This window comes from Bdellovibrio bacteriovorus (assembly GCF_001592755.1).
GTDB classification, from domain to species: domain Bacteria; phylum Bdellovibrionota; class Bdellovibrionia; order Bdellovibrionales; family Bdellovibrionaceae; genus Bdellovibrio; species Bdellovibrio bacteriovorus_E.
Window position 1 is genome coordinate 1 of the sequence record NZ_LUKF01000017.1, and the last position, 24,448, is coordinate 24,448.

At 43.4% G+C, this 24,448-nt stretch carries 22 protein-coding genes; 9 read left to right on the forward strand and 13 right to left on the reverse strand.

Annotation, left to right across the window (positions count from 1 at the left end; genetic code table 11):
• The 4 genes from AZI85_RS12420 to AZI85_RS12435 all read left to right on the forward strand — a co-directional run.
• A partial coding sequence (locus tag AZI85_RS12420; protein WP_216635867.1) for an RHS repeat domain-containing protein occupies positions 1-777 on the forward strand: 777 nt, incomplete at its 5' end.
• 14 nt (positions 778-791) lie between these two features.
• A complete protein-coding gene (locus tag AZI85_RS12425; RefSeq protein WP_063244378.1) occupies positions 792-3,029 on the forward strand; it encodes an IPT/TIG domain-containing protein in 2,238 nt (745 codons plus the stop codon).
• Positions 3,029-5,125, forward strand: coding sequence for a hypothetical protein (locus tag AZI85_RS12430; RefSeq protein ID WP_063244379.1), 2,097 nt, complete (start codon positions 3,029-3,031; stop codon positions 5,123-5,125). Before AZI85_RS12425 ends, AZI85_RS12430 begins: the two co-directional genes overlap by 1 nt.
• Positions 5,126-5,134: 9 nt before the next feature.
• Entirely contained in the window at positions 5,135-6,142 is a 1,008-nt protein-coding gene (locus AZI85_RS12435; RefSeq protein WP_063244380.1) for a hypothetical protein, read from the forward strand.
• A 346-nt stretch (positions 6,143-6,488) separates the two neighbouring features.
• Here AZI85_RS12435 and AZI85_RS12440 read toward each other — a convergent pair whose 3' ends face one another.
• From AZI85_RS12440 to AZI85_RS17950, 4 genes are all read right to left on the reverse strand, one after another.
• On the reverse strand, positions 6,489-7,094 hold the full coding sequence (locus tag AZI85_RS12440) for a DNA-3-methyladenine glycosylase I (RefSeq protein ID WP_063244381.1): 606 nt from the start codon (positions 7,092-7,094) through the stop codon (positions 6,489-6,491).
• A 49-nt stretch (positions 7,095-7,143) separates the two neighbouring features.
• On the reverse strand, positions 7,144-7,431 hold the full coding sequence (locus tag AZI85_RS12445) for a YciI family protein (RefSeq protein WP_063244382.1): 288 nt from the start codon (positions 7,429-7,431) through the stop codon (positions 7,144-7,146).
• A gap of 17 nt (positions 7,432-7,448) precedes the next feature.
• On the reverse strand, positions 7,449-8,018 hold the full coding sequence (locus AZI85_RS12450; protein ID WP_063244383.1) for a TetR/AcrR family transcriptional regulator: 570 nt from the start codon (positions 8,016-8,018) through the stop codon (positions 7,449-7,451).
• Between the two features lie 192 nt (positions 8,019-8,210).
• Positions 8,211-8,336, reverse strand: coding sequence for a hypothetical protein (locus tag AZI85_RS17950; RefSeq protein ID WP_301335689.1), 126 nt, complete (start codon positions 8,334-8,336; stop codon positions 8,211-8,213).
• A gap of 367 nt (positions 8,337-8,703) precedes the next feature.
• Between AZI85_RS17950 and AZI85_RS12455 the strand changes: the two genes are divergently transcribed.
• Entirely contained in the window at positions 8,704-9,030 is a 327-nt protein-coding gene (locus AZI85_RS12455; RefSeq protein ID WP_063244384.1) for a KH domain-containing protein, read from the forward strand.
• On the opposite strand, the gene AZI85_RS12460 is transcribed toward AZI85_RS12455, so the two are convergent.
• The 4 genes from AZI85_RS12460 to AZI85_RS12475 are packed head-to-tail and all read right to left on the reverse strand — an operon-like array spanning position 9,027 to position 11,323.
• Positions 9,027-9,452, reverse strand: coding sequence for a FixH family protein (locus tag AZI85_RS12460; protein WP_063244385.1), 426 nt, complete (start codon positions 9,450-9,452; stop codon positions 9,027-9,029). The genes AZI85_RS12455 and AZI85_RS12460 overlap by 4 nt on opposite strands.
• An 8-nt stretch (positions 9,453-9,460) precedes the next feature.
• A complete protein-coding gene (locus AZI85_RS12465; protein WP_063244386.1) occupies positions 9,461-10,360 on the reverse strand; it encodes a hypothetical protein in 900 nt (299 codons plus the stop codon).
• Complete coding sequence (locus AZI85_RS12470) at positions 10,357-10,776, reverse strand: hypothetical protein (protein ID WP_063244387.1); 420 nt, start codon at positions 10,774-10,776, stop codon at positions 10,357-10,359. The genes AZI85_RS12465 and AZI85_RS12470 overlap by 4 nt, the downstream gene beginning before the upstream one ends.
• Position 10,777: 1 nt before the next feature.
• Positions 10,778-11,323: a redoxin family protein gene (locus AZI85_RS12475; protein ID WP_063244388.1), complete on the reverse strand. Its 546-nt coding sequence runs from the start codon at positions 11,321-11,323 to the stop codon at positions 10,778-10,780.
• 132 nt (positions 11,324-11,455) lie between these two features.
• On the opposite strand from AZI85_RS12475, the gene AZI85_RS12480 reads away from it, so the two are divergent.
• The 4 genes from AZI85_RS12480 to AZI85_RS12495 all read left to right on the forward strand — a co-directional run bounded on the left by AZI85_RS12480 (position 11,456) and on the right by AZI85_RS12495 (position 18,554).
• Positions 11,456-13,543 carry a site-specific recombinase gene (locus AZI85_RS12480; RefSeq protein ID WP_063244389.1) on the forward strand — a complete coding sequence of 696 codons (2,088 nt, stop codon included), beginning with the start codon at positions 11,456-11,458 and terminating at the stop codon, positions 13,541-13,543.
• Entirely contained in the window at positions 13,540-14,262 is a 723-nt protein-coding gene (locus tag AZI85_RS12485; RefSeq protein ID WP_063244390.1) for a dolichyl-phosphate beta-glucosyltransferase, read from the forward strand. The genes AZI85_RS12480 and AZI85_RS12485 overlap by 4 nt, the downstream gene beginning before the upstream one ends.
• 341 nt (positions 14,263-14,603) lie before the next feature.
• Positions 14,604-16,232, forward strand: coding sequence for a S8 family serine peptidase (locus tag AZI85_RS17955; RefSeq protein ID WP_063244391.1), 1,629 nt, complete (start codon positions 14,604-14,606; stop codon positions 16,230-16,232).
• Positions 16,233-16,325: 93 nt separating this feature from the next.
• The gene (locus AZI85_RS12495) at positions 16,326-18,554 is read left to right on the forward strand and encodes a cation:proton antiporter (RefSeq protein WP_063244392.1); all 2,229 of its coding nucleotides are present in this window, start codon (positions 16,326-16,328) and stop codon (positions 18,552-18,554) included.
• Here the strand turns inward: AZI85_RS12495 and AZI85_RS12500 are convergent.
• The 5 genes from AZI85_RS12500 to AZI85_RS12525 all read right to left on the reverse strand — a co-directional run bounded on the left by AZI85_RS12500 (position 18,551) and on the right by AZI85_RS12525 (position 24,316).
• Positions 18,551-19,951 (reverse strand): aldehyde dehydrogenase family protein, encoded by a 1,401-nt coding sequence (locus tag AZI85_RS12500; protein WP_081111008.1) that lies wholly within the window; start codon positions 19,949-19,951, stop codon positions 18,551-18,553. The genes AZI85_RS12495 and AZI85_RS12500 overlap by 4 nt on opposite strands.
• 119 nt (positions 19,952-20,070) lie before the next feature.
• On the reverse strand, positions 20,071-21,078 hold the full coding sequence (locus AZI85_RS12505) for a gamma-glutamyl-gamma-aminobutyrate hydrolase family protein (protein ID WP_063244394.1): 1,008 nt from the start codon (positions 21,076-21,078) through the stop codon (positions 20,071-20,073).
• A gap of 10 nt (positions 21,079-21,088) precedes the next feature.
• On the reverse strand, positions 21,089-21,823 hold the full coding sequence (locus tag AZI85_RS12510; protein WP_063244395.1) for an outer membrane beta-barrel protein: 735 nt from the start codon (positions 21,821-21,823) through the stop codon (positions 21,089-21,091).
• A gap of 189 nt (positions 21,824-22,012) precedes the next feature.
• A complete protein-coding gene (locus AZI85_RS12515) occupies positions 22,013-22,528 on the reverse strand; it encodes a CoA-binding protein (RefSeq protein ID WP_216635868.1) in 516 nt (171 codons plus the stop codon).
• A gap of 219 nt (positions 22,529-22,747) precedes the next feature.
• Positions 22,748-24,316 (reverse strand): sensor histidine kinase, encoded by a 1,569-nt coding sequence (locus AZI85_RS12525; RefSeq protein ID WP_063244397.1) that lies wholly within the window; start codon positions 24,314-24,316, stop codon positions 22,748-22,750.
• Positions 24,317-24,448 lie beyond the last annotated feature (132 nt).

Sequence of the window (24,448 nt, forward strand, 5' to 3'; positions counted from 1 at the left end):
GGAACACATCTTAATTCTCCAGATTATATGAATATCGAAAAACAATTTTATAAGATAATCAAAGATCATTTAGGTTCACCTCGATTATTAGTTGACGCTGTCAGTGGTAAGATTCTGCAAATTATGGAATATACCGCATGGGGTAAAATTACAAAGGATACAAACCCTGGTATTCATCCGTTTGGCTTTGCGGGTGGCTTAAGAATTGGAGACGAAGCGACTTTGAAGTTTGGGAGTCGCGAATACGATCCTGAAACTGCAAGATGGATGTCTAGGGATCCAGTTAGCTTTTGGGGAAGCCCGGATAATTTATACATCTACGCAGGTAACGATCCGATCAACCTCGTGGATCCGTTGGGTTTAACTGAAGATCAGATGATCGCCGCTGAAAACTGGTTGCGAGAAAATATGCCTGAGCTATTTAATAAAACCAATCCGAAGATTGAGTATGGCCCCGCTTACAACGAAATGGGTTGGGACGTGTACGGTCAAGCCCCAAGTAAAAATAGGGTTATAATTAATGGTGATTTTATCGACAAAAAGTTTGATAGCGATAAGCGGATGAGTGAGTACGTCATTACGATCGCTCATGAAGTATTGCATACCCACGATTGGTTGCGATGTGAGGGGTGGAGTGCTGAGTTAGCTGACAAACTTATGAAGAAGATTACAACAGAGGCTAGGGAGAATGAAATCGAAGATTTCGCAAAGCGAGTTGGAAAGGGATATATGCGTAGCCTTAAATACCAGCGAGCTGGGGCATTGCCATTTAATTAGAATAAAAGGAATTTATGAAAAATTTATTTAAAAATCTTATTACTGTATTAGTTATTTTAATATCTTTCAGTGCAAATGCTAAAGATATTAAAGAGCTCCAAAAATTTAGTAGAAAGGTAAAGCTAATTCAATCTGCTCAGAGCAAGATCGGTAAAATTAGCTTTTCTAATTCCAATCCTATACAGGGAGATAGGATAACTGCCTTTATTGAGCTTTCTACATCATTTAACGGTAATGCCGAAATAAGTCATATTATCGACGCGGAAATAAATGGAAGAAAATTAAAGTCACATAGGAAGACAGACACTCTTTGGGTAACTGAACCGTTTGTATTACATAAAATAGGAAGCCACACTTTAACCTCAAAATTGTTTTTAGAAAACAAAACAGAGGCTAATTTAATTCGTACGAGTATTCTTGCTAAGAGCAAAGATATAGAAAGAGTCGTTGCGAAATTAGCACGGGAGTCCGATCCGGTAAAACGAGCTGCTTTGGAAACGGAGAGAGATGCCTTAGTAACTGAAAAGGAAGGCCTCGAAAATCTTTTAGATGCTTCTAAAAGAGCGGTTTCGACTTTCGAGGACATAATTTTAGTATCTGAAAACATAAACTCAATCAACTATCCCAAAATCAACTTGATTTCACCAAATGTTGTCTCTCTGGTTGGGGGCGAAGAAATTTCAATAACTGGTGTCAATCTTGAAAAGACAGAGCGACTATGGATTGGTGGTGTTGAAATTTCTGATAGTGATTTTTCTATAGTTGGAGGCATGATTGTCACGACCGTTCCCACGCTTCAAAAAGAGGGACCTGTAGAAGTTAAAATTGCCTCCACTTTTGAAGGGCAATCCGTAATATCTGATTTACCTGGGGGATTGTTTGCGAGTAGCGTTCCTGTTGGTGGACCTCAAAACACAATTTATCCTGTTGCTTTTGCTGGCACTCCACAAGTTGGGAAATCAGGTGACACAATCACACTTGATGGAAGCAGGTCTTACAGTGCGGATGGAGCTGCGATTTCATATTCTTGGAGTGTGGTCTCAAAGCCTTTGGGATCTACATCCTTAGACGGAGTTTTCGATGATGCAACTCTCGTACATCCACAGTTTATTGCACATACACCCGGTAATTATACAGTTGCGCTTGAAGTTTCCAATGGTTCAGCCACAAGTATTCCTTCATTAACATTGGTTACGATTGGTCATAAAGCCGAGGCTTATATCGCTCCAACTGAAATATTCGGGACTGCGATGAAGGACGGTGTTTATATTGGTTCATTCAAAATCTGTAATAACAAAACCGAAGACGTAAACTTTCAAATATTTCTCGATAAAAAAGTAACTTTACTGTCAGGATATTCTAGAGGAACTTTACAAAAACAAAAATGCGGAGACTATCAGTTCTCGGTAAAACTACTTGGAGACTCCGCTATTTCTATTGATATTCCTGTTTGGATCGGGGGTATTACTAAAATACTTCACCTCCAGGTTTTGGAAGGTGCGACGTCACCTCTGAAACTTGAAACTACATTCTTAGATAACTCATGGAGTTCAGAATCTGATCTTGAGGTCCTCAGTTTGAATGGCCATGTCCCGTTATTTGGCTCATTTGATGAGATATCTCCGACTCAAATCAAGATTTCCAATACATCTAACGTAGATGTGGAGATCTTTGAGCCGCCAACGTTTACCCATCTAAATGGAAGTTCAGGTGTGTTTTCGTCAAATTACCCAGTCGAAGGATTGATAGTACCAGCTAATGGCAGCGTACTAATAAGCCTGATGGTTCAACCCGGCGTTTTTGCTAATGACGATTCTGCCAGTGCAATAATGGAGTGGATAGTTGAAGAGAATTCTACACCGAAAGTAGTCTTTTTAAAGACAAGGAAACTTCCAGTTCCATTGGGATATTTAAAGAATGTAGACTTAGGAGAAGTAGAAACAGGTGACCCCGTACAAGAATCCTTAGTTGATATCGAAAGGGATTTTTTCGACGGAGTTTTCAATGGCCTCACGTCAGTGCCTTCAATAACTGTTTTTGATGATGCCGGTGGCGCTTTAACTGTCGACAATTATTCTTATTTACCACACACCTTGTTGGGAAATATCGGTGGTTACAAACTGCCCTCAGTACAAGTCGGGGTGAACATGTCTTCACAGAATTTTGGGCTATTCTCCGGAAAAGTTGACGTAAAATTAAAAGGATACGCAACGTCGTTCCGATATAATTATCAACTTGAGGTGGCGCCATAATGAAAAAGGTCATTTACATTCTTTCGCTCATTGTTTCTTCGATAGCTTTTGCAGCTCCCGATTTTATTGAAATTCGTTCAATAAAAAGTTCGTATCAAATTGGAGATCGCCCGGTATATCTCATCACTCAAATGTTAAAACCCAACGACGTGAATACCGAGGTCTTTATTGAAGCAAAACTTCAAGGGGTACCAATAAAGGTCGTGAAAATTTCCGAATCTCAATGGGGTGTCGTTTCATCTTCTTTGGCGAATCTTGGTCCTCTAACTTTCGAAGCTAAAGTTTATCTACAAAACAAAAATAGTGCACTTTCCAAGAAGATTGCGGTTGAGAAGAATCTGCGGGAAGTTGAAGATCTGTTGCAAGCTAAAAGAAAAGCTAAAGATCCTCAAAGAATCGCGATACTAGAGAGTGCAATTTCTGAAAAGAATCAGGAAAGTGTGCTACTAGAGGAGCAACTGGCAAAAGGTAGAACGCTGATTGAAACTCAATCTATGGTAATACCTGTTTCCAGTATGCTAAAGAAAAATACCACTCTTGTGAATCCTGCGGCATTAGTGTTTAATGTTAACGAACCGTATGTCGAAGGTAGAAATAAATTTTTGTCAGTGTCCGTGAATCAAAATGGCGTGCCGGAAATTGGTTCTTTTAAAACAGAAGTCGTCGTTAAGATCGATGGTGTTGAAAAGGTTAAGGGCAGGAATCAGTCTTATGTTTACCTCGATTTTAGCGCGCTACAGAGAGGCACTTATAGCTTCACGGCAGAACTCTTTCTTCGTGATAAATTTGTTGCAGATATTCTGGAAGAAGCTATTGGAAGTGCTTCAATTACCAGGCTAAATACTTTGCCTCAGCTGAGGAATGAAGCGATTTCAAACGACCTGAAGCTCTATTATGATAAAGAAATAGAAGATGTTACTCTGATCTCTCAGGCGCTTGATTCAGTCTTTGAAGACATAAAGATAAATTTTTATAGTACATCAAAAAGCATTGCGGTTCTTGCTCCGCCTTTAGTTTTTTCCACTCTTGCCGCAAACACAAACCACAGCTGCGGGATAGTGAGCGGAAAGCTCTATTGTTGGGGTAAGAATGAACATGGCGAGTTAGGAGTAGGAGATAACCTTCCAAGGTTAATACCGACTGAAGTTAACGGTATGTCGAGCGGCGTAACGGAAGTTCAAGTTGGTCTTAATCATACCTGTGCAATAAAATCTAACACGCTCTATTGTTGGGGAGATAATACTTTTGGTCAGCTTGGAAACGGATTAAACTCGAGTACTTACCTGCCAGTCCAGGTTTCAGGTCTTCCAACTTTATACGGAAGTATTTCTCTGGGCTCTCACCACTCTTGTGTAATTACTTCTGGTGGCACTTACTGTTGGGGAAGAAATTCTCACGGTCAACTAGGTATCGGAAGTTTAACTGATTCTAACATTCCAGTTTTAGTTTTAACTCCAAGTTTAGTTACTTGGGGAGGGCTTACATCAGGAGATAGCTTTACATGCGCGTTTAGACCAGGTGGAGGGCTTGGCGGGCCTGGATTTGCATACTGTTGGGGATCTAATGAGTATGGCCAGTTAGGGTTAAGTGGTGGGGGGACTTATTCAACTCCGGTTAATTCAGATGTTGGGACATATAAAGCTAAAGGCGATACTATATGTATTTATAGTTTACATTGGTCTTGTAGAGGAAATAACTCTTATGGACAATTTGGTTTAGGCCTTACTAATAGTACACACGTTTTTGTCTATATTCCAGGCCCTTATGAAGGCTATGGCAATCTTGTCCTAGGGAAAAACTCGATTTGTTATACCAATTATTCTCAAGCGTATTGCGCAGGTAAGGGAGTTGATGGAGGCCTGGGTAATAACGGAAATAGTAACTCAAGTGTTTTCGTAGCACAGCCATATTATCCTAACAGCATTTCAAGAATGGAAATTGGCGATGGTTACGGTTTAGCACAAGTCACAGACGATTATTTAATGAGTTGGGGTGCGAATCGAGGTGGGAATCTAGGGAACGGTACTTCAGACGTTCATAATCTCACGCCTAAACCTGTTAATGCTCCGTTAACCCTTCATAGTTTTAAATATTGAGGTATATCTATGTTGTCACGAATTCTATTTATATTTTTTTTGGCAAGTGGCGCCAAAGCCCAATACGTTAGCTTATCAACTGATAAGACCACATATCAACCGGAAGAAAAGATGGTCGTAGTGGCATACCAAAAGTCTGCGCTTCCCTCCGGTCAAGAGCTTACGGTTGAATTGAGTTCAAATAGCGTCGAGATGCGCGCCATTCGAATAGGTAGCAAGTTGTTTGCGGGTACTGTAAACGCGCCTTCTGTTGCTTCAAACTATATTGTTAAAGCTTTCGTTTATTCTCAAGATATAGCTTTAGCGAATGCCGTTAGATCTGAAATCGGGGCTATGCTAAATAAGATTCTGCAAGCTCAACTTCTATTGAGGTCTGAAACTTCACCCGACAAAATTATCCTTCTTGAGGATAGCATCAACGAATTAAGAAGTTTGATTGTAGCAAAAGAATCTGAGCTTAAGCAGAGTAGAACGCTTTTGGAAGAAGTTAGCCTCAATATCAGTGTGCTCGCGAGTAACGTGAAGCCGAGTGCAACGCCTAAATTTTCCGACCCAATCGACGTATCGTTCGATAACGGAACCGGACAATACCAAGTTGGGGATTCTGCCACAATCAGTGCTTTGATTCATCCTGATATAATCAGTCCATCCAATACTTATTCGTATGACCTTTATACGGATCTAGATGGAATTGCCGTACCGAATTCAAAAGATAGCGAGTTTATCTTTAATGTGCCGATTTCTTCGTCCATGTTGACTTTGGGTAACCATCAGCTTCGTTTAAAGATCGTCGGAATGGCAATGGATAAAGAAGAACTGTTTTCAACTATCATAGGGGATGCTTTGTCGTACAAGACCGAACTCACTCAGATGATTGATAATAGTTCAGGAGCATCAAAAGTCTTCTATGAAATGGAGCTAGGTGAACTTCAGCTGATTATCGACGTTATATTTGATATATACAATTCGAACAAAGTGATTTTGTACGAAGAAAGCGTTTTGATTACTGTTTCCTGAGAGAAGCTTTGTAAGAGAAAACATCCTCGTTTTGAGGTCAATCCGAAGAAAATGCATGAGGTTCAACCGGTGAATATCGACAATGGAACTTATTCCACCAATGTTAGCAGAAAAACTCAAATTAGCTGCGTTGTCTCCCGGAAGATAATGTTCAGCTGACTTTTAGCAGCTAGCTTTTGAACGAATAGTTTTGTCTGCTCTTTACTTTCTGGATTCCATGTACACAAGTGACACTACTGTTTAAGAGACGATAAAAAATGATTTAGTTTTGGCAGAGATTTGTAAATAGGTGTCAGCGGCGAGAGATTGCGGTGAAGCTTCAAAAGAAAAATCCAGTAATTACTCTTTATGGTTTTTTGAAGCTTCGCCTTTTTGTTTCTACCTTAGACCTAATAACACACCCAACTGCATGATCATTGATAAGCCCCATCGCCTGCATGAAGGCATACACTGTTGTTGGGCCGACAAATTTCCAGCCTTGTTTCTTTAAGGCTTTTGAGAGCGCTACTGAAGCTGCCGACGTTGAAGCGGTTTGAGGTGTTACAAGATCCTTCTTGTCTGGCTCAAAACTCCAAATATAAGCGGCTAGGGAGCCGTGACTTTGGACGATTTCTTGAGCCATCTTAGCATTGTTGATGACGGCTTCTATTTTTCCTTTGTGGCGGATAATGCCTTCATCTTTAAGTAATCGAGTGACATCTTTCTGCGTGAATTTTGCGATTTTGTTAAAATCAAAGTTATGAAATGCCTTACGGAAGTTTTCCCGTTTAGCCAGTATTGTGCGCCAACTAAGACCTGACTGGAAGCCTTCAAGGCACAGCTTTTCGAAGAGGCGATAGTCATCGCGAACGGGGAAGCCCCATTCTTCATCATGGTATTTCAAAAATTCGGGAGCTGAGGCACTCCATGTACAGCGTTTCTTGCCATCGGTCGAAATTACGGTCTTGCTCATAGGTTGCTACTTTAAAAGTTGTGCGTTCAACAAAAGTTGGAGTAAGGCTTTATGCTTTCAAAAGATCGGCGAAGCGTTCGTCGAATTTTGAAGGACTGATTTCCAGAATTTCGGCTTCAACCACTTTTTCACTGACGAAGGGATCTTGATCCACACGCTTTTGAATGAGTTCCAGAGAAGAATTTTTAGCGATAATAGCGCCGCCTAGTTGAGGCTTTATGCCGCCAGCCAGAATGAAGATGTCATCTTCAAATCCTTGCTTCAGCCACTGCATGTGACCTTCCATAAATGCACCCGCGCGTTCGCGATTTATAAACTTCAATAAAATGATATACATGTGTTCCTCGTGTGTGTTTAAGAAATTTTGGACTGCAGCCATTCTTCCATCTGACGAACTTCATTTTTTATAAACTTCTCATCATGGAAAGTATTTGCCAGAGTGGCGATCCCTTGACTGCGTGCAAGGATGTGCATGGCAAGTTCATCGGATTCTTTTTTACAACCGGCGGCTGCAAACTGCTTGCTTAGCCAGGTTCTGAACAAGCTCATCAGTTTGTTCGCGTGAGCCTTAGAAGCATGATTCATTTTTGCAAGTTCCGTACAAAGTGTACCGACGGGACATCCGTATAATTTAATTTTCGCTTGGTTCATGATGAGCATGTGAAAGAATTTGCTAATTCTCTCCGCTGGCGTTTGTCCATCGGCTTCCCACATATTCAACATTTCTTGGGTGCGATGCAGACGCAACTCGATCACAGCTTCAAGGATTTCATCTTTAGTTTTGAAGTGGTGATAAAAATTTCCGCGAGATATCTTTACCTTGTTAGCGATATCAGCAAAAGAAGTGTGTTCAAAACCTCTTTGATAAAAGAGTACATCCGCGGATTCCACGATGTGCTCGCGGGTTGTTTTTTCAAAAGGCATATTGACCTCAAAGAGGATGAATTAACTTCCTACTAGGACGGGCGTCCTAATTGAACTTAGAAATAGGACGACTGTCCTAAAGAGTCAAGGGATTGATTTTTAAGGTCAAAAAGATGATTGTGCGTCAGACGAAAAACTCAAAGGGTGATTTGAGTCGCAATAGATGAACGAGCCTTCGGCAAGAAAGAATAATTATCGATAAAGATAAAACGCCATAAATACCAGCGTCCCGATCGATGGAAGAATAAACGTCAATCCCAGAATAATAAGAGTTTTAATTCGGATCTGCTTTTCGTTGTCTTCGGTTGTTTTGGTCAAAGAGGTTCTCCTTCACTCTACCGATTATTTATACGGCGACATTTACTTTCAAAGCAACTTAGAGTTGCGCATGATCTTGACCGAACCAGACAACAAAGATCTTTAACATGCAAATTCGATCGTGACGTGAATCCTACATTACAAATATCTGAAAAGAATTCTGATAATTCGGTTTTGTTCGGATGCTGTTAGTAAAATAAAAGCTCAAGGATTTGAAAATTTAATTCTTCGCAAAATACCTCAGCCGATTCGTAGATCTAAACTGATCTAGATCACCTAAAATAATATGAATGTAGGATTTGGCCCTTTAGGGAATATAAACAAATCCCGAAAGGTTAGTCACCGAAACATTACTGGAGTGAAATGAATGACTGACCCAAGCGAGATCAAAGTTATTAGAAAGCGTCCTGAGCCTAAAGACCTGGATTCAGGTCGAGTCCGAGAGGAAGGCAAAGAACTCTTACAGGCCCTGATCCGCGGTTTGGTTGATCATCCAGATTCCATCGTTGTGTCCTATAGTTTCGGTGATAAAACGACAGTATATAAAGTGGAATGCGATCAAAAGTGCTTGGGGCAAATCATTGGCGCCAAAGGTAAGAATATCAATGGCGTGCGTGCGGTGATTAGTGCGACGTTGGCGCGAAAAGGTGTTCGCGCCGTCGTAGAGATTCCTTACTATTGCGTTGACGCTTAAGGTTTTACGTCGACGTTGAATTCGCCTTTTTCTCCATTAACGAAAAGGCGAATCTGCCAGCGGCCTGACATCACGAAATAAGCTTCAGAAACAAAATAAGTTCCTTGATCTTGTTTTACAACTTTGACCGGGCCCGAACCGTGACCATGATGACCCATATTCATCCATAGATCGACTTTCAAGTTTTGCGGATCGACCATGGCATGTTCATTGTGAGCGGACGCGTGCTCATAGAATTTTACTAAAAATTGAGACTCTTCAGAATCCGAAGGGCCTTTTGTGAATTCAACAGAAGCACAAAGGTCGGCCGTTTTGAAATAAACGGGGCAAGCCGCATCCGCATGGGCTCTTGCGTTTGCGCTGAATAGAAGGCCGGCAATTACAAGGGCCAATCCTAAAATAATAGAACCGATGAGTTTCATTTTCTCTCCTACCGAGGCCACCGCTGTTGGTAGCTGATATTAATTGTTTTAGATAAACTTGAATTCACTGGATTGCCGATCCAGCTTTGATCGCTGTAACTGACGGTGAGGGCCGACTCGAGATTGATCATATAGCTGCCGGAAAAACCCAACGTAAAATTCTTTTGAGCCGTGCCATCGCTACTCGTCGCTCCGGAAAGTCGAATGGCATCTTCATACAAATAAGTAAGAGCCGAACCAAGGCGATAATCTCCGCGATTCCAACCTAAGCCCACGGTTTGAGTCGTTCCAAAACCGGGCTTTACCTCTACATCGCCACCATAAGCTTCATTAGAAATCGTGCGTGGCAAAGAGTAATGAATTTCTCCATTGTAGTTGGCATCCCAGGTCGCCCAGGCCTTCATCAAAGCGACTCCGCCGCCGACAGAATAAAAACCACGACCACGAATGTCCGTCGCGGTTGTGATAGAGGAATCGTAAATGGAAGGGCTTGTAGGTAATGTCACCTGCAAGAATGTCAGGCCTTTGGGTTTCCAGCGAGAATAAGTTCTTTCAGGAAATGTTTCATGTCCTAGGTATAAAGAAATATCGCCAACTCCGCTCGAGTCCGAAGAATTGTCGGCTGACTTCATCATCACGGGTACAGAAAACCCCGCTTGAAAGCTGTCACTTACTAAAGCCGCGCCTTCCAACTTTAAAGTTTGTGCTAAGTTTCCATCTTGGCGTCGCAGCCACTTGCCGTTCGCTAAGACTTCGTCACTGACTTGGGCATAAGAATAGGTGCTCGTCACTTGAGCTTTGTCGTCAGCTAAAATCAACGCGGGAAAAGAAAAACTTCCACCACAACAGCTGGCCGCTAAAGACAAAGAGCTATTTAAAAAAATCAACAGAGATACAAAATATTTCATGGAACGATCATGGATGCGTACGAAGAGTCCATGGTGACTCCATTGTTTTTAAGAGTGAAGCGGATGTCCCAATCTCCAGGCATCAAGAAGTACACATCCGTGATGCGGTATTGAGTGGCATTGATTTTTTCGATTTTTACCGGAATGGATCCATGACCCATTGAGGGCATCCAAAGACTGACGGCCAATTCATTGAATTGATCCGAAGGTGCGGAGAAATTTAGAACAAACGCGTTGGTTTGCTCACTCGTCGGCGTATTTTCCCAGCTGATTTTAGCCATGATACGAACTTTAGAAAAGTAAGCACCATCGGCCATCGGTTTATTTTGAAGATGTTGATCATCGTCAGAGACGTAATCAGGATTCGCGCAACCCGCTAACAAACAGACACTTAGAATGAGCATCAGAGTTTTCACTTTAGCTATCCTCCCGTTGAATGTAGCAACCTAAAGCGCGGCCTTCTTTGTGACGAGGCGCTTTGCCTGCATGAATGTCTTCTAGAACTTCCTTCAAGAAAAACTTTTTAGCACTGGGACCCACGTGGCTGTCCGTGACGCCTCCGTGATAGACCATTTCACCCTTCTTATTAAAGACGAAGGCATGAGGTGTTTTCAAAGCACCTAATTCATTGGCTAACTTAGATTTTCTATCTTGGATGACCGGAAAGGGAAGTTGAGCTTCGGCAAAATGTCTTTGGGTTTCTTCAGCGGTTTCATCAGAGTTCGAGTGAACGCCCACAAATTGCATATCTTTAAATTCGGTCGAAAGATTTTTTAGCAAAGGTTCATGGCTGGCAGAGCAAGGACATTTGGCTGAAATAAAAATCAAGACCGTCGCTTCTTTGTCTGTTGTGGAAAACTTGTATTCTTTTTGTGAAGTGACATCGTTTCCATCAAAGGTCGGCAGGGCCCATGAAAGTGATGCCCAAAGAGTTAGCAGAGTAAGAGTTGAAAGTCTTTGCATAAGGCCTTCTAACACAGGAGGTCTATCAGGCAAACGCCACCAAATGTTGCGTAAATCCGTCTGTACGGCGCAATGCGTTTCAATACGGGCTCTTTCGTACCTTTTTAAAAAGGATTTCTGTAAACTTTCCGTATGTTTACAAAACTTAAAGCCCTCCGATCACGTTTCATTCAATACAAGCGAAGTGGAAAAGTCCACAGCGACCTCGATGTTTTGTTATCTAGCGCTAAAGAACAGCGCCAACTGGAAGATCAACTGCAATGGCTGGTGAAATTGATGCAGTGGATTCGCTACGAAGGATCTGTTGATTCTCACTTGGAAAAGGAAACAGGCCGGTTGCCGGTGGCGCGTCTGCGCTTTCTACTTATGGTGCTCGACAGAAATCCGGAATGGAAAAAGAATGTCGCACGTATTCTTCGTAAGGTTGTTCATGAGGTCAGCGGCATTGAGCTCTATACCGACACGGGTCTTCCCAAAGAACTTGGAATGTGGAGTGAGTTTTCAGATCGTCTGATGATGAAACTTCTGCCTACCCCTCCCTTGGATCACGAGTTGGGATATTTATTTTGGGCGCTCTTTCCAGACAAAGATGATCCACTGTGGTTAGCGTCCATCGACAACGTGACATTCGATAAACTCGTTGAACTCTTTCAATTTGAAGTCGAGGCGGATGAGCGCGATTGGAACCGCTTGCAAAGCGATTTGGAAGACGCCCTGGTTTACCTTGTTATTCAGGTTCGTGCGATCGGGCTTTCCCCGGCGATTCGCACTCGTTTAGATAAAACAAGTTTTCGGGACTCTGCTTTCTTTGCAATGATGCGCGGGCATGAAGAGTTCATGAATGCTTTTCTGGCGGGCGATCGCAATCAGGCCTTTGAAAAAGCATCGCGCTTCCGCATGATTGTTTGGGAGTGTCGTCGTGAGTTGGTGCAAGTTCATAAGCATCTTGACGAATACGGTGTCAGTATTTCTTTGGTATTCCAGATTGCAAAATTGAACACATATCTGCAACGTATTGATAGTTTACTTGAGATTCTTCTGACAGAGCGTTTGGACAGTCGCAAGGTGACGAGTTTCTTTTCAAAGCTCGTTCAGGAAAATCAGGATCTTCGCAGTATCAAATCTTTGTTCTCGCAAAATATCGCATTGTTTGCACGCAAAGTGGTCGAGCGGGCCGCGGAAACTGGCGAGCACTATATCACGCGCACGAAAGAGCAATACCGTCATATGCTCGCAGCCGCGGGTGGCGGCGGAGCGGTTACAGCGATCACGGTTTATGTGAAGGTGGGTATATTAGCATTAGGCTTAGGCGGTTTCGTCGAAGGTTCTTTAGCCTCCATCAATTACGCCCTGAGCTTCGTGTTGATTCACCTTGCGGGTTTTACTTTAGGAACGAAGCAGCCGGCGATGACGGCTCCGGCACTGGCTGAAAAAATGGAAGACGTCGATACTGAAAAAGGGATGGCGGATCTGGTGACCGAAATCACGCATTTGATTCGCTCGCAAGTGGCGTCCATTTTAGGGAACGTGATGTTCGTTATTCCCACGGTCATCTTAATTGACACCGCATTCTTCCTGTTGCTCGGTCACAATATTATGTCGATGGAAAAAGCGGTCTCTGCTTATAAATCGGTAGATATCTTAGGTCCGACACTGATTTACGCGGCCTTCACGGGGATCCTTCTTTACTCTTCAAGTTTGATCGCCGGGTGGGGAGATAACTGGTTTGCCTTAAACTCTTTGCGCAAAACATTGGCCCGCAGTCCCAGTTTAAGAGCTATCTTTGGTAAAAGAGGCGCTCGCAATATCGCCGTCTTTTTAGAAAATAATATTTCGGGTCTTCTGGGCAATATCTCTTTAGGTATTATGCTGGGGATGGTTCCGGAGATTTTGAAGTTCTTAAGTATTCCGCTAGACGTGCGACACGTGACTCTGTCATCAGGAACTTTGGCTGGAGCTTTGCCGGTGCTGGGACTTGATTTCTTAAAGACATGGGACTTCTGGCGAGCCGTCATTGGAATTTTCTTTATCGGAGCTTTCAACGTTCTGGTCAGTTTCGGTATGGCTTTTTACACGGCTATCAAAGCTCGTGGCGTGAATGTCACTGAAAGACGGGCGATTCGAAGAGCGATTGCAAAAAGATTCTTCGCCAATCCTTTGAGCTTCTTTATTCCCGTCGGCGCTTCGGTGAAATCATCTTCAAATGGGAACGGACATTGAAGTCAAAGATCTCTATTGTTATTCCGGCTTACAATGAAGAACAGCGCTTGCCAAAAACTCTGCAGGCGCTGAAGTCTTTCGTCGCAGATGAAAGGGCAGAGTGGGAGATCACGGAGGTTCTGGTTGTGAATGATGGTTCTACCGACCAGACAGCCGACGTCGTCCAAGAGTACAGTCGAGCATTTTCACTGGTGCGCTTGATTTCATTATCTCCTAATCAGGGAAAAGGGGCTGCGGTTCATGCAGGCTTCAAAGAATCCACCGGTGACTTTATATTAGTTGCCGATGCCGATATGGCGACTCCGTGGGAAGAACTATTTAAACTTTTCCCATCGACCGCGAAATCTGACATGGTGATGGGGTCTCGCGGCCTCGTGCACAGTCATATAGAAAGACGTCAGCACTGGATTCGCCAGAACATGGGAAAGACATTTAATAAGATATTAAAGCTTCTTGTGGGTCTTCCATATCAGGACACGCAATGTGGCTTTAAACTTTTGCGAAACGATACAGTTTTTCGCTCGGAAATTTTGCCGCGTCTGCAAGTGCAAAGATTTGCTTGGGATGTGGAGCTGATAGTTCTTCTTTTAAGAAGAAATAAAATCGTCACAGAAGTGCCGATTCGCTGGCGTCATCAAGATCATTCGCACGTCCATATTGTTCACGACAGTTTAGAGATGCTGTGGACGGTGATTAAACTGAAGCTGCGCCTCCGCTGACGGAAAAAGTTCGTTGTCATAAAGAACAATTCTGTGATCTCAAACAAGAAAATGAAGACTCTTAGCGTCATTTACCTTGTTTTAATATTAGGCAGAAACCAAGCAGATAAATAATGCCTTCTATAAGGGTTTCTTATATTTAACCGCGTTCCTGTCGTAAATTTGAGCTGAGGTTCCACTTTGGAACTACCAGTGCCATGACAGAAAATTTCACTTTTTCCCCTCGAAAAAAAATTTGAAGTGGTTCCAAAAGAGTACTTGATAAATCTTTCAACCTGAAATGAAGTGCCTACCCATAGAGGACTTCAATAGTTGGAGTCCATGGATATGGGGGGACTTTAATGAAAAACGTATTTGCACTCATCGTTACGGTGTTGTTTGCGACTGCGGCTCAAGCTGAGCGTGTGATCGTTATTATGAAGGATAAACAAGCCTTCAAATCGGCACACATGGCGTATAAGATGAAGGGGTCTTATGCACTTAAAGGTTTCAACTGGGATCAACAACCAAATGGATTGGGTCAAGTTGATGGTCAAGTTGAAGACAGCCTTGAGAATCTAAATACACTAATCATCGACACGAACAGCGAGTCTGAGATTGCTAAATTGAAAGCAAATCCAGCTGTTGCTTATGTTGAAAAAGAAATTTTCCACGAGGCACCACGCCCAGTGAAAGGTTTCTTGGCGAAAGCTCAAAAATCTCAACAAAAAGTAGGTCAGAAAACTCCATGGGGTATCCATGCAGTGAAAGCTCCTCAAGCATGGGCTCTATCTAATCAAGGTCAAGGCGCTCGCGTTCTTGTTCTAGATACAGGTATCGACCAAGCTCATCCTTCTTTGAAGTCTAACTTCGAAAAAGGTCAAGACTTCACTGGTGACAGCAATGGTTCTGATTACACAGACCACGTTGGTCACGGTACTCACGTAGCTGGTACTATCGCTGGTGCGATCGATAAAACGGGTTTCACAGGTGTTGCTCCTAAGGCGAAAATCCTTGCGGGTCGCGTTTGTTCTGAAAACGGTTGCTCGAACGTTTCTATCGCTCAAGGTATCAACTGGGGTATCCAAGAAAAAGTAGACGTTATCTCTATGTCTTTGGGTGGTATGTGGTCGACTCCTGCTGAACGCGATGCTGTTGCTAAAGCAGACAAAGCGGGTATCACAGTGGTTGCAGCTTCTGGTAACAACGGTTCAAACCGTGTTTCTTACCCAGCAGCTCTTTCTACAGTGATCGCAGTAGGTGCTACTGATATCAATAATCTTAAAGCAGACTTCTCTCAGTACGGTCCTGAATTGGCGATCGTAGCTCCGGGTGTTGCAGTTGTTTCTTCTGTACCACAAGGAACTGGCCGTGAGTCTTCTGTAACAATCTCTATCGGCACTAAATCTGCAAAAGTTGCTTCAACAACTTTCCAAGGTGCGAAAGAAGTATTGACTCCTGAAATCAACGTTCTTGTTCCAGCAGGTCTTGGTAAAGACACTGATTTCACGAACATCGACGTAAAAGGTAAATATGCTTTGATCAGCCGTGGTGAAATCACTTTCGCTGATAAAATCAAAAACGCTATCAAAGCGGGTGCAGCTGGCGCGGTTATCTACAATAACGCTCCTGGTTTGATCAACGGTGCTTTGACTGATGATGGTTCAGTTCTTCCTATCGCGGTGTTCATGATCGAACAAAACGTAGGTCAAGAAATCTTGAAATCAATCACTGCAGGTCAAACTGTAAAAGCAACTCTTCAAACGATTGCTACAGACTACGCTCCGTTTGATGGTACTTCAATGGCGACTCCACACGTATCGGGTGTTGTGGCTCTTATGAAGTCTGCGAACAAAGCTTTGACTGGTGCTCAAGTGAAAGCACTTCTAAAACAAACTGCAACAGCATTGGGTCCTAACACGAACAATGAATACGGTGCAGGTCTTGTAAACGCTGAAGCGGCAGTTGCTGCAGCTATCAACGCGAAGTAATTAGATTTTAAAATCTAAATTAAAGACGGCTTCCTTCAAAAGGAGGCCGTTTTTTATTTGTGGCCCGCTGTAAGAGTTGTCATAATCTTTGATATGCAACACTTACCAGCTATGATTTCCGACTTAGCCCTGATTCTTGGTACTGCCGGGCTTGTGACTCTGATCTTTAAAAAATTAAATCAGCCCATCGTTCTTGGATACCTTGTTGCGGGCTTTCTGGTAGGTCCTAAAACCACGATATTTCCCACGATCGTCAGTAATGACAGCATTCACTTGTGGGCTGAAATCGGTGTTATCTTTCTTTTATTTGCTTTAGGTTTAGAGTTCAGTTTTAAAAAACTTTTCCGCGTGGGCGGATCTTCTAGCTTCACGGCTATTTTAGAAATCTCACTGATGATTGTCTTTGGTTACGTGACAGGCCGCTTGTTGGACTGGTCACCTATGGACAGTCTTTTCTTAGGTGGGATCCTTGCGATTTCATCAACCTCTATCATTATCCGAACTATTGAAGAGCTGGGATTTAAAAATCTGCGTTTCGTTAGCCAGGTCTTTGGAATCTTAGTGATTGAAGATCTTGTCGCGGTTCTATTGATGGTACTTCTAACGACCGTAGCTTTGACCCGCGATTTTGCCGGCACAGAGATGTTGGGCGCCATCGTGAAGCTGTCTTTTTTCCTGTCGATCTGGTTTGTGGCCGGCATTTTTATGCTTCCGTCGTTTATGAAAAAGGCCCAAAAGCTTTTGAATGAAGAAACGGTTTTGGTGGTCGCGGTCGGCCTGTGTCTGGTGATGGTGGTTTTTGCAAGCTCCGTAGGTTTTTCTTCGGCTCTGGGGGCTTTCATCATGGGGTCCATCCTGGCTGAAACTATTGAAGGCGAGCGCATCCATCATTTAGTCGGCCCCATTAAAAATCTTTTTTCGGCCGTGTTCTTTATTTCAGTCGGGATGTTGATTGATCCGATTGTGATTCGCGACCACTGGAAAGAGGTTTTGATCTTATCTAGTGTTGTTCTTGTTGGTAAGACTTTCAGTGTGACATTGGGATCTGTCCTGGCTGGGCAGACTTTGAAGTCGTCCGTGCAATCGGGAATGAGTCTTGCGCAAATCGGGGAGTTTTCATTTATCATCGCCACTTTGGGGTTAAGCCTGAAGGTCGTTAGTGAAAAGATTTATCCGATTGCTGTGTCTGTTTCGGTGGTGACAGCATTTACCACACCTTACATGTTAAGATCTTCAGGCAAAGTGTATGCTTTCTTAGAGAAGGTTCTTCCTGCGAAATTGATCGCCTCCCTTGATAGCTACAGCGTGATTTCGTTTTCCATGTCGGGAAATAAGGAATGGAAAGAGCAAGTGCGCTCTTACATCCTGAAAGTTGTTCTGAATTCCGTTGTTGTCGTGGCGATCTTCCTTTTAATGGCGCGTGTTTTTCTTCCGTTCCTTCTGGAGAGACAGGTTGAGGAAGGACCGGCTAAATTTATCTCTTTAAGTGCCACACTGGTATTAACAGCACCGTTTCTTTGGGCGTTGGCATTTGGTCGCACCAAGCAGTTTGAGATTCTGTTGGTCGAACAAGGTAAAGGAAATCACAACTACGTGTTCCTGGTTTCACGCATTATGTTGGCCGTGGGTTTATTGGGCGCAATGGTGGCTCAATTCGTTCCATTGGCTTGGGCAGTCGGGATCACGCTTTGGATGGTCGTGGTTGTCGGGTATGTTCTTTCTCAAAAGCTGCGTGATATTTATGAATGGTTTGAAAATCGTTTTCTTTCAAATCTTCACGATGATGTGCAAAAGAAACACGCGCGAAAAAGCAATCGGGCGCTCGCACCTTGGGATGCGCATATTACGGAGTTCACGATTCCACCGGAAGCTCCTTATGTGGGAACGCCTTTTCACCAACTTTCCATTCGTGAAAAGTACGGTGTGACCATTGCTTTGATTGAGCGTGGACGTAAAAGAATCACGGCGCCGGGACGGAGTGAATGTCTTATGCCGCACGATCAAGTTCATGTCATTGGTACAGATGCACAGCTGATCCGCTTTAAGTCCTTTATTGACGCTGAAAATTTCGATGTATCTCATGCCGTTGGTGTAGGAGAAGCTTCCCAATACAGTCTTGAACAGTACGTGATGACCGAAGAGTCGCCGTATCTGAATAAAACCATTCGCGAGTGCGGATTGCGTGAAGCGACCAATGGATTGGTGGTTGGAGTTGAGCGTGAAGGAATGCGCATTCTAAATCCGGACTCCTCAGAGACTTTGCAAAAGGGCGATGTTCTTTGGATCGTCGGTGATCGCGCAAAAATTCTGCAACTTGATTAAAGTTTCAGGTCGATCATCAACTTCATAAGTTTCAACTTAAAATCAGAATAGGGTGGGTAAATCAGGCGCAACAGCCGTCCCATCCACGACTGACGTAAGATCGCTTTTTCATGCGAGAAGTTTTTAAAGCCAAAGAATCCATGCGAGCTTCCCATGCCACTGTGACCGACACCACCGAAGGGGAGGTGAGGATTGGCCAGATGAATAACGGAATCATTCACGCAAACGCCGCCTGATGAAGTCTCTTTTAAGATATGCTCAATATTAAGTTTGCTTTGAGAATAAATATAAAGAGATAAAGGCTTTTCGCGTTCGTTTATATAGTGAACTGCTTCGGCGATATCTTTAAATGGCACCAGTGGCAGAAGTGGTCCGAAGATTTCTTCTTTCATCACCGCTGCATGTGGATCGACTTTTTCTAAAACTGTGGGTGCGATGTAGTGAGAGTCGACGTCGACCTCTCCGCCATAAGAAATTTCTGCGTTGGAGTTTTTAGCTTCTTCAATCATATTCGCCAAGCGACGGGTATGATGGGTGGATACGACACGGGCCAGATGCTTTGATTTTTTCTGGTCGTCTTTTTTACCGTAAAACTCTTCGATCTTTTTAAAAAGTTCGGACTTAAATTCTGGCAGAATTTCACGTTGAACAAGAATGTAGTCGGGGGCCACACAGGTTTGTCCGGCGTTAAGAAACTTTGCCCAGGCTATTTTCTGTGCGGCTTGTGAAATATTGGCCGAAGCATCCACGATGGTCGGGGATTTTCCACCTAGTTCAAGAGTCAGACTTGTCAGGTGTTTACTGGCCGCTTCCATGATGATTTTCCCCACACGCGTACTGCCAGTGAAGAAGATGTGATCGAAGGGCAGTTTTAAAAGCTCGGTCGTGGTTTCCGGGCCGCCTTCAATCAGTTTTATATGTTCCGGAGCAAAAGTTTCATCCATCATCTTTTTTAAAAGACGGGATGTGTGTGTCGTAAATTCAGAGGGTTTTAATATCGCACAATTTCCCGCAGCAATAGCGGAAATTAAAGGGGCTAAAGTGAGCTGAAAGGGATAGTTCCACGGAGCGATAATCAAGCATACGCCTCGAGGTTCGTAACAAATCGAGCTCTTTGAGCCCATTAAAAGCAAAGGTGTTTTTACTTTGTGAGGACGAGACCATTTTTTTAGGTTCTTTTTTGCAAACTGAATTTCATGAAGTGTTGGGTAAACTTCAGTCATTAAAGTTTCGGCTTCAGGTTTTTGAAAGTCCTGACTTAGCGCTTTGGTGATATCCGGAATATGAGAGCGAATGACGGCATCAAGTTTGTTTAAATATTCCACGCGCATTTTAATAGACTCTTTGCGCAGTTGAAGACTGAATTGTTTTTGATGAAGGAATATTTGTTCAAGCATGCATTTATGTTAGAGGACCAGCAAAAGGAAGCAACGCCTATTTTAAAGACGAGTACAAAATCTTGTTGAAATATTTGTTAAGAATCAGCGGTAGGGCCCCACATTGAGCCCATCCGCTCTTAGAAAATCTTTGAGCAACGAGCGGGCATCACGCGGTTCTTTTGTTGCACGAGCGTCCAAAGGATCTTAGAGCCAAGTTCGTTATTCATCAGTTCGGGGTGAAACTGTAAAAGCATTCCACGGCCATTTTTAAACTCAGTCGCTTCCGTGATGCCGTCGTGGCTTCTTGCCGCGATCTGAAGCATTCCGCCCTCTTTAAAGATCACAGATTGATGATGAAGGGAGTTGACGGTCATTTTCATATTTCTGTCAGCAAATGGTTTTAAAAGGTTGTATTTAGTTTCTACGACTTCAATAGGATGCCAGTCATTGCCATGGGCGACTTTGTCGCCGATGTGAAAAGGGATATCTTGGATAAGTTGATAACCTAGAGCGACCGAAGTGATCTGTGATCCACGGCACACTCCTAAAAGAAACCCTTTTTCTTGTGCAACATAAGACTTTATAAGAGCCACTTCGAATTGATCACGAGCCGGGATGGTGTTGCGCGAATGAAAATTCTCTTTTTTATAAAGGTGTGTATCGACATCGTCTCCTCCCATCGCCACCATCAGGGGAAACTTTTCGGCGATCTGTTTAAAGAGTTCGCGAGTCTCTTCCTGGCTCAAGCCAAGGTTGGCATTGATGGGAAGAATGTAAGAGGCTTGTCGGGATTGTTGGAAAATGCGTTTGAAATTTTGCACACGCAAAGAATTGCGTGTGTAGTCTTTAGGAAGATTGGCAATAAGAAGAGCGCGATTTTCGCGATCATCCTGGGACAGTTTTTTAAAGCCGCTCATAGGAAGAGCGGGCAGCCGTCCCTCAAAGAGCTCCATGAGTTCCGGATTTTTTCCTAAGTTATTCAAATAGCGTTGTGCTGCTTGCTCGGGAGTTTCTGATTGTCTGACTGGTAAAATCAGCGGCGCCATGGCTTCGCTGACATGCCATTCAAAAAGACGCAGATTTTCCGCTGCGGCAGCAGAAGCTCCTTGAAAAATCAGTACTAAGAAAAGAAAAAGGCGCTTCATCAATAACCCTTTAGATATCGAAGACAAGACCTGTGGAAAGTGCTAAAGAACTATTCTTGATTTCAATCCCGTCAGCGCTTTCTTTATTCACTTTATTTAAGCCCAATTGGTAGTCGCCTTGAATTAGGACTGAAAACATATTGTTGATGCGAAGGACTCCGCCGACACCGACGCCTGCGCGGAAGTCAGTTTCCTGGACGGAATCTTTCATGTCGATACTGCCCGTAAGAGCTCCAGAGGCAGTTCCTTTGGCTTCTTGCAAAAGTGCTACAACGCCGCCGCCTTTTACAAAGAAATGTGTGGATTCGGGAGCTTGGAAGGCATAACGAACATAGAGCGGAGCTTCCAAGTATTTAAATTTGTATTCAATGCTGGCTTTGCCCGGTGCCAGGATACTCTCCGAGTAATTGAGATTAGAAAGTTTAGCTCCGCGTTCTGAATAATAAACGCCGGTTTCAAATTGCAGTTGAGATCGTCCTAGGCGCAAGCCTAAACCAGCTTGCATACCGCCGATTGTTTCTAGCTCCGCACCATTTTTTGCCTCGACGCCTCCGAACGTAGATGAGGTATAGCCAATGACGGGTTCCAAATGAACGAAGGAAGATTTCATTTCTGTGGATTCCATTCTGGAGTAACCAGTGGTTCCTTGATTGTTGCGCATGCTTTTAAAGGATTGTTTTGCAGAAGCGATTGATGAAAAACCTATAACGAAGGTAGCAGCAGCAACAAACATCTTTGTTTTCATTTTATGATCTCCCGTTTGCAGTCCTAACAAAGCAAAGACGATGCCGAAGATAAATGAAAACTGTGAGGAGATTTTTAAATTTATTCGGGGACTTAGAGGGCTGTCTCGATATGAGATCGACTAAAGAGTGAACGCGTTGATAACAAAAAAAGGCCCTGAATAGAAAATCAAGGCTGACTTTTTAATAGCCTATTTTTCAAATTGATTGGTTCGCAACATCACGAGTGTGCAGGCTTCTAATGTTTCAATACCCGCATTCTGTAATGCTGTTTCAATTTCTCGCGATTCAGTGCCGGGATTGAAGATCACGCGACGAGGTTTTAGCTTAATAATCTTGTCGACATGCGGTTCAAGATTTTTGGGATTCATGTAAAGAGTCACGGTATCGATGCCTTGAAGATCACTGAGTGACGCAGTGACAGGAACACCTTCAATCTCATTCAATCCGGGATTTACCGGAAAAACTGTGTGCCCATATTCTTGCAGCATTTTTAGAGCAAGATAGGAATAGCGTTCGGGATTTTTACTGGCTCCAAGGATGGCGACTTTTTCTTTCATAAATAAAGTATAATCTGCGGAAAATGCCGCCGTCATCCATTTAGCGTGCTTTTGCGTTTTTATTGATGAAGATGACGGGGCAGAGTCCCGCTTGGCAGCAGAGCTTTGCAACGTCTTTTGCTGTCGCACGATCTGTATCGGCCGCATTGATAAGTTTGATGGCTTCTACTGAGAGTTGTGAACTTTGACAGTCGCTTCCTGAAACTAAACGAACTACTCGCACTGAACACCTCCGCCTTCTTAAGGATAAGGGAGGAATTTACCCGGAATCCACTTATTGAGAATAATTCCTAGCAACTGAAAGCAGGTTGAGAATCTCCTCCTTGGGAGGGGATGTAAACCTGCAAAGCTAGACCTGGTCCGCGTTTAAGGAGCTAAAGGCAGTTCGATATTTAACAAGGCCCCTTCGTTTTTATTCGTGGTTCTGAGATTCGATATTCTGATATTTCCATTGTGCAGTTCTGCAATTGTCCGCATGATTACGGCTCCAAGGCCTAAGGAAATATGTCCATCTTTGCCGATCTTTCTTCCTTGAAACTCTTTGCGCACGCCGAAGTTTTTCAACGATTCAGAGTCAAATCCAGGTCCATCATCTGATATTTGTATTTGAATTTTTCCTGCTTCTTGTTTTAAGTCGACGACCACTTTTGTTTCTGCGTAACGAGCAGCATTGTCGAGCCCGTTGCGGACTAAGCGGAGAATAAGGTGAGTATCGCCAAGAACGATTCTGTCGGGCACTTCTAAGTTTCCATTAAACATCCAAGTTAAGCCGTTGCCAGCAGCGTTTTGTCGCGCTTTGATTTCTTGAGTAAGAAGCTCTTGCAAGTCGACGTGAACAGTCGTTGTTTTGTAGTGAGGTTCATCCAAAGCGGCAATCGTCATTAGTTTTTCGATAAGGTCTTTCAGATAATCAACTTCACTATTAAGAACTCCGAAAAGATTGGTCTTATCATCGTTACTCAGTTTCTCATGGTGAAGTTCCAAAGTTTCAAAATTGGTTTTAAGGCTTGCCAAGGGCGTTCGTAAGTCATGACCAAGTTCTTGTAAAAGTTCTTTGCGTTTTTTCTCTGTGGAGTGAATACGGCCAACCAGCATTTCAATTTCTTCAGCCATGCGATTGAAATCAAGCATCAGCTCTCCGAACTCATCAAAGCGCTTGATCTCAAAGCGGGCCTTTAAGTCGCCCTCTTCTAAGCGGCGCAGAACCGAACGCGCTTCCTTGGATTTTTTATGCAAATAAAAGAACAGCGCCGCTAAAGCGATGACTAAAGCAATCACGATCATTGCCGAAGTCAGAATAGCTTGTGTGGCAAGCAAGCGCCCAAAGGCCATGGGTTTGCTGTCGCGCACGACAAGATACAAAGGAACTTCGGCATTAAGTTTAATCACCGAAATTGAAGGCTTTAGACGAAAAAAATCCTCTTTGCTGACTAATTTTTTATTGCCTGTGGGGCGGGGCACCTGTTGCCAATTGAGATCCCATTTTGCATTTTCCTTTGCTGAAAGAATGTCCCCGGTAGCGGTGATAAGCCACATCTCAGGGCTGGCATTGCGAGAAGGCGGTCCCTCGTGCATTCGTGGATGAAATCCTCCCGGCGGTGGCGGCGGCATCATCGGACGGCTAGCAAAATCAGGCGGTGGAGGCATTGGTTGGCCCTCGCGCAAAAGTGGTGGTGCTCCCCTTGGAGGACCGAACGGTGGTGGACCAAAGCCTCTTTCTTCTTGCAAAATTTTTTTGGAGTTTCGGATTTGTTCAACGGATAAGTTTTGAATTTTCCGTTCTAGCGAAGACGCATAGAAAGTCAGAAAGTCATCGCGAAATCGCGAAGCCTGAATGGCGGTGATGCGATTAAGAAAAAGCAACGACGCAAGACTGAGAATGACAGCTAACAACACACCATAAAGAGACATTTTTATTAGAGCTTTGCGATTCATGTCTTTATTGAACAATAAGACTGTTGAAGCTTTGTGGAAATCTCAGCCTGAGGCGAGCCTGTCTCAGAATGATTTAGATTGAAATTTCCCCTGCCAAAACTCTAGACGAAAGTGAGTGTTCTGCCGATAAGT

Excerpts from the sequence above, each read along its gene's own strand:
- AZI85_RS12425 (WP_063244378.1), top strand. The coding sequence starts at position 792 with ATGAAAAATTTATTTAAAAATCTTATTACTGTATTAGTTATTTTAATA.
- AZI85_RS12430 (WP_063244379.1), top strand. The coding sequence starts at position 3,029 with ATGAAAAAGGTCATTTACATTCTTTCGCTCATTGTTTCTTCGATAGCT.
- AZI85_RS12435 (WP_063244380.1), top strand. The coding sequence starts at position 5,135 with ATGTTGTCACGAATTCTATTTATATTTTTTTTGGCAAGTGGCGCCAAA.
- AZI85_RS12440 (WP_063244381.1), bottom strand. The coding sequence starts at position 7,094 with ATGAGCAAGACCGTAATTTCGACCGATGGCAAGAAACGCTGTACATGG.
- AZI85_RS12445 (WP_063244382.1), bottom strand. The coding sequence starts at position 7,431 with ATGTATATCATTTTATTGAAGTTTATAAATCGCGAACGCGCGGGTGCA.
- AZI85_RS12450 (WP_063244383.1), bottom strand. The coding sequence starts at position 8,018 with ATGCCTTTTGAAAAAACAACCCGCGAGCACATCGTGGAATCCGCGGAT.
- AZI85_RS12455 (WP_063244384.1), top strand. The coding sequence starts at position 8,704 with ATGACTGACCCAAGCGAGATCAAAGTTATTAGAAAGCGTCCTGAGCCT.
- AZI85_RS12460 (WP_063244385.1), bottom strand. The coding sequence starts at position 9,452 with ATGAAACTCATCGGTTCTATTATTTTAGGATTGGCCCTTGTAATTGCC.
- AZI85_RS12465 (WP_063244386.1), bottom strand. The coding sequence starts at position 10,360 with ATGAAATATTTTGTATCTCTGTTGATTTTTTTAAATAGCTCTTTGTCT.
- AZI85_RS12475 (WP_063244388.1), bottom strand. The coding sequence starts at position 11,323 with ATGCAAAGACTTTCAACTCTTACTCTGCTAACTCTTTGGGCATCACTT.
- AZI85_RS12480 (WP_063244389.1), top strand. The coding sequence starts at position 11,456 with ATGTTTACAAAACTTAAAGCCCTCCGATCACGTTTCATTCAATACAAG.
- AZI85_RS17955 (WP_063244391.1), top strand. The coding sequence starts at position 14,604 with ATGAAAAACGTATTTGCACTCATCGTTACGGTGTTGTTTGCGACTGCG.
- AZI85_RS12495 (WP_063244392.1), top strand. The coding sequence starts at position 16,326 with ATGCAACACTTACCAGCTATGATTTCCGACTTAGCCCTGATTCTTGGT.
- AZI85_RS12500 (WP_081111008.1), bottom strand. The coding sequence starts at position 19,951 with ATGCTTGAACAAATATTCCTTCATCAAAAACAATTCAGTCTTCAACTG.
- AZI85_RS12505 (WP_063244394.1), bottom strand. The coding sequence starts at position 21,078 with ATGAAGCGCCTTTTTCTTTTCTTAGTACTGATTTTTCAAGGAGCTTCT.
- AZI85_RS12510 (WP_063244395.1), bottom strand. The coding sequence starts at position 21,823 with ATGAAAACAAAGATGTTTGTTGCTGCTGCTACCTTCGTTATAGGTTTT.
- AZI85_RS12515 (WP_216635868.1), bottom strand. The coding sequence starts at position 22,528 with ATGCGGCCGATACAGATCGTGCGACAGCAAAAGACGTTGCAAAGCTCT.
- AZI85_RS12525 (WP_063244397.1), bottom strand. The coding sequence starts at position 24,316 with ATGAATCGCAAAGCTCTAATAAAAATGTCTCTTTATGGTGTGTTGTTA.